The following is a 3,552-nucleotide window of genomic DNA, read 5'->3' on the forward strand; positions in this document are numbered from 1 at the left end:
TCTTCTCGCGCAGCGGGATGTCGCGGCGGGACAGCAGCCGGTGGATCGTGGTCCTGGCGACCGCGCGGGTCTCGTCGGCACTTTCCTTGCGGCGTTCTGCGTCGGCCGGGACCGAGGGGGCGGCCCAGTGCTTCTTGGGTTGGCACCAGAGCAGCCAGGAGGTGATGGCGGCGCGGGTTGCGGTTCCAGGTCGCCGGCGCGCTCGCTCCCCACAGTTCGGTGAGCGCGGTGCCGATCTCGGTGTCGGTGACGTTGGCGAGCGGCCGGTCGCGGCCGAGCCGCTCGATGGTGCGGTCGATGGCCGAGGCGTAGGCGCGGTGGGTGTTGGGGTTGGCGGTGCACGGAGAATGCCAGTGGCTCAAGCACAAGAGCAGCGCCGACGGCGTGGTCGGCGGCTATACCGGCCTCCGCGCCGGCCGAGCGGGCTCATCCTGGGTCGCCACGACCAGTAGGGGCGGCTACGCGTCGTGGGACGTACCAGCCAGCTCAGCGCACAGCCCGCCGCCGAGATCGCGCCCCTACTCACTCCCGCGGCGGAGGAGCATCCGTGGCCGCACGCGTTGCTGCCGGGCTGGGCCGGCAGCCCGTACAGTCAGCGCGACCCCTCCCCCTACACCCAGGTCCAGCCAGAGCTCGTAGTCGAAGTCCTGGTCGACACAGCCAAGGAAGGACACCGCCACCGACACCTCGTGAAGTACCTCCGGCCCAGAGTCGACCTCGATCCAGCCCAGGTGATCGACCAGGCGCCAGAGCCTTCTCACCGGCGAGACACCTCGGCGGCGTAACCGGAGAGGGCGCGTCACCAAGCCCAAGGCGGAAAGGGTGAGGCGTGGGTGGAGCGGTTGTATGCGTCAGCGTGCGATGGTGGACAACGGACAACAGCCAACTATGTCCATAACTTGGGCTCGTATGCCCAAGCACCCGGGCGGCCGGGAGGGAGGTCGGCCACCGCCGATGCCAGCATCGGCTCGATCGGGCCACGCAACCGCGTGCGAGCGTGTTTGTGCTGGTGGGAAGGGGCGACCATGCGCCGGTTTTATCGACCATCCGAACAGGACAAAACCCTCAAAAGGTAGATATGCGCCCAAGATTCCCCCGGGGCCAGACACCTCACCGCTTGATCCGCGCGCCGATCCAGAGCACGAACTGCCCCATGGTCACGCTTGAGGCCATTCTTCTCCCCCTGCGGCTCATGCTCAACTGACTCATATGCAGGCCACTTTTACGTCCCTCATCGCGGTCATGGGAACGCTGCTCGGATCATTACTGACCTATACGTTCCAGCGCTTGACAAGTCGCCGTACGGAGCAATTCACACGTGATGAGCGGCTCCGCAAGGAACGCATAACGATCTACAGCACTTTCGCAGGCGCTGTACTCGACCTACGCCTCAAGCACGCTGCCCAGTGGAGACTGGACCAGGACGAGCCCTCCGACGCCCAGCTCGTCGCGGAGGCAAAGCGGGCGAAGGACACCAGCCGAACGGCGGCATATCAGGCTTTCGCCCAGGTCATGCTGGTCACGGACGATGAGCGCGTCGTGAATCTGGCCCGTCACTCGCTTGACCTTCTCAGCCATCTGCACAGCGCTGCCTCTTCCGAAGTATTGAAGACGCGAACCAGCGCCTTGAATAAGGCTGTCGAGGAGTTCATCAAGATCGCGTCGGCCTACGTAAGGTAAGAGAGCTCGCTGCAGCGCAATCATAAACCTCCTCGCCACAGAAGGGACTATGGGACGGAAACCCCCACGGCGTTCACCGCTCCCGGGCAGACCACCCCGCGCCACCGTGCGCATCACCGCCCGCCCCCGCCGCGCCGGCGGTTACGCCACCGGCTCACCTCGGTCCAGCTCTGGGCCGGCCATCGCGGCATCATCGGCAGCCTCACGGCGGTGCCTGTGGCGATCATAGCCATGAGCGCTCTACAGAATCAGTGAGGGGGCAACGTGTCGACGCTCAAAAGATCAGCGACGTGCTTACGTGTCACGCTTGCGGTGGATCGGGGTTCCCACCCGCCCCTCCACTTCAAGATGGCGTTCGCCCTTACGGCCCGGCAGCCTGGAACGCGGTCCCCAGGCTGCGAAATGGAGAGGGATCGATGCTGCCGCTGCCGCGAGCGCCATTTCTCGTAATCCGCCGCGTACATGTCATCGCGATTGGCTGGCTCGACTGCCCCGCACCGAGAAATTCGGGGTTGAGACTCCCACGACGGAGCAGTGCCCGGCCACGGGGAAGGCGACTGCATCATCGGCAGGAACCAGGCATCGGCGATCGGCGCACTCGTCGAGCGCACCACGCGCTACGTGATGCTCGTCCACCTGCGGATCGACCGCCCCGAGCGCATGCACGACGCCCTGGTGGAGGCCATGGCCACGCTGCCCGCCCCTCTCAAGCGATCCCTGACCTGAGACCAGGGCAGTGAGATGGGCCGCCATCACGAGTTCTCCATCGCCGTCGACATGCCCGTCTACTTCTGTAACCCGGCCAGCCCATGGCAGCGCGGCAGCAACGAGAACACGAATGGTCTGCTGCGGCAGTACTTCCCCAAGGGCATCGACCCGTCGGCCCACGCCCGCGATCAACTAGAGGCCGTGGCCGCGGAATTGAATGCCAGACCACGGAAGACGCTCGGCCGGGACACCTCGGCCGAACGTTTGGCTGCACCCCTGCCCCCATGTTCGATCACAACCCAGCGATCCGTGGGCGCGGAACCAGTGCAAAAACGGTCACCCAGAAAAGGACAACGGGCACGATAACCACGAATACCATGGTCATGACCAATCTGAGCAGCATCGCCCGGTGAGCCATCCAGAACCCCGCGCCGGCGGACGCGAGGAACACGGCAAAGACCAACGCCATGGCGACCAGGACGCTGAGGTGGTGGTGGAGGCTCGGGTCGATGATCCAGTCTTCCATCGGATCTCCCGTCCCAGGGAATCCCGACATATGGTGCAGAAAAGGTGTCGCCCTCCATGACGCCACCGCCAGTTGGGTCGCTCCCAGGCCTGCACCGGCAAGTAGTGCTGTGGCCAGGCCGGTCCGACGCGCTATGTGCCTGCTCCACCGTGCGACCAGCACACCGGCGAGAAGCGCGCAAACGTGTCCGACCGTGCTGCCGGAGGTATAGGCCAAAGCCGCCGCGCGACGCCACTCCGCTACATATTCTCCTGTCCATTGCGGGTCAGTCACCGTGTCCTGCCCCAGCTGGGCGTTTGGGACGACCAGCACAGCGGCCACAACGGCGGTCATCGCCGTCAAGATCCAGTAGATGGCAATATGACGGCTCTTGGCCTGCCTGATCGCGGAAATATGCGGCATGTCGCCATCATGCGCGATTGCCGGATTTCATGAGGTCGGATCGCGCGAAAGCGAAGCGAGGTCGAGGACAAGCCGAAACGACTCCGGCGATGATCAGCTGGCCCTGTTCCTACCTCGGGTGCCTCACTAGCAGGGGCCAATGATTGAGTGATCTGTGTTCCCTGTTGATCGGCTGAGAGGTGTCACTGTTCGTGGTCGCCCGGGGCGTAGCGGTTCCATGGGCTTCCGGCTGCAGT

General features: G+C 64.9%; 2 protein-coding genes and 2 pseudogenes. 2 read left to right on the forward strand and 2 right to left on the reverse strand.

Annotated features, from left to right (window positions below; genetic code table 11):
- Positions 1-362, reverse strand: a pseudogene (locus tag HCN51_RS58760) (hypothetical protein); the annotation flags it as partial.
- Between the two features lie 880 nt (positions 363-1,242).
- Here HCN51_RS58760 and HCN51_RS57545 point away from each other — a divergent pair.
- On the forward strand, positions 1,243-1,680 hold the full coding sequence (locus tag HCN51_RS57545; protein ID WP_168022205.1) for a hypothetical protein: 438 nt from the start codon (positions 1,243-1,245) through the stop codon (positions 1,678-1,680).
- Between the two features lie 525 nt (positions 1,681-2,205).
- Positions 2,206-2,754 (forward strand): annotated as a pseudogene (locus HCN51_RS57550) (IS30 family transposase); the annotation flags it as partial.
- On the opposite strand, the gene HCN51_RS57555 reads toward HCN51_RS57550, so the two are convergent.
- On the reverse strand, positions 2,681-3,316 hold the full coding sequence (locus HCN51_RS57555; protein WP_168022206.1) for a hypothetical protein: 636 nt from the start codon (positions 3,314-3,316) through the stop codon (positions 2,681-2,683). The pseudogene HCN51_RS57550 and the gene HCN51_RS57555 overlap by 74 nt on opposite strands.
- Positions 3,317-3,552 lie beyond the last annotated feature (236 nt).

Source organism: Nonomuraea composti, assembly GCF_012034275.1.
GTDB classification, from domain to species: Bacteria; Actinomycetota; Actinomycetes; order Streptosporangiales; family Streptosporangiaceae; genus Nonomuraea; species Nonomuraea composti.

Bases quoted from the DNA above. Each gene is read 5' to 3' on its own strand.
- HCN51_RS57545 (WP_168022205.1), top strand. From the start codon at position 1,243: ATGGGAACGCTGCTCGGATCATTACTGACCTATACGTTCCAGCGCTTG.
- HCN51_RS57555 (WP_168022206.1), bottom strand. From the start codon at position 3,316: ATGCCGCATATTTCCGCGATCAGGCAGGCCAAGAGCCGTCATATTGCC.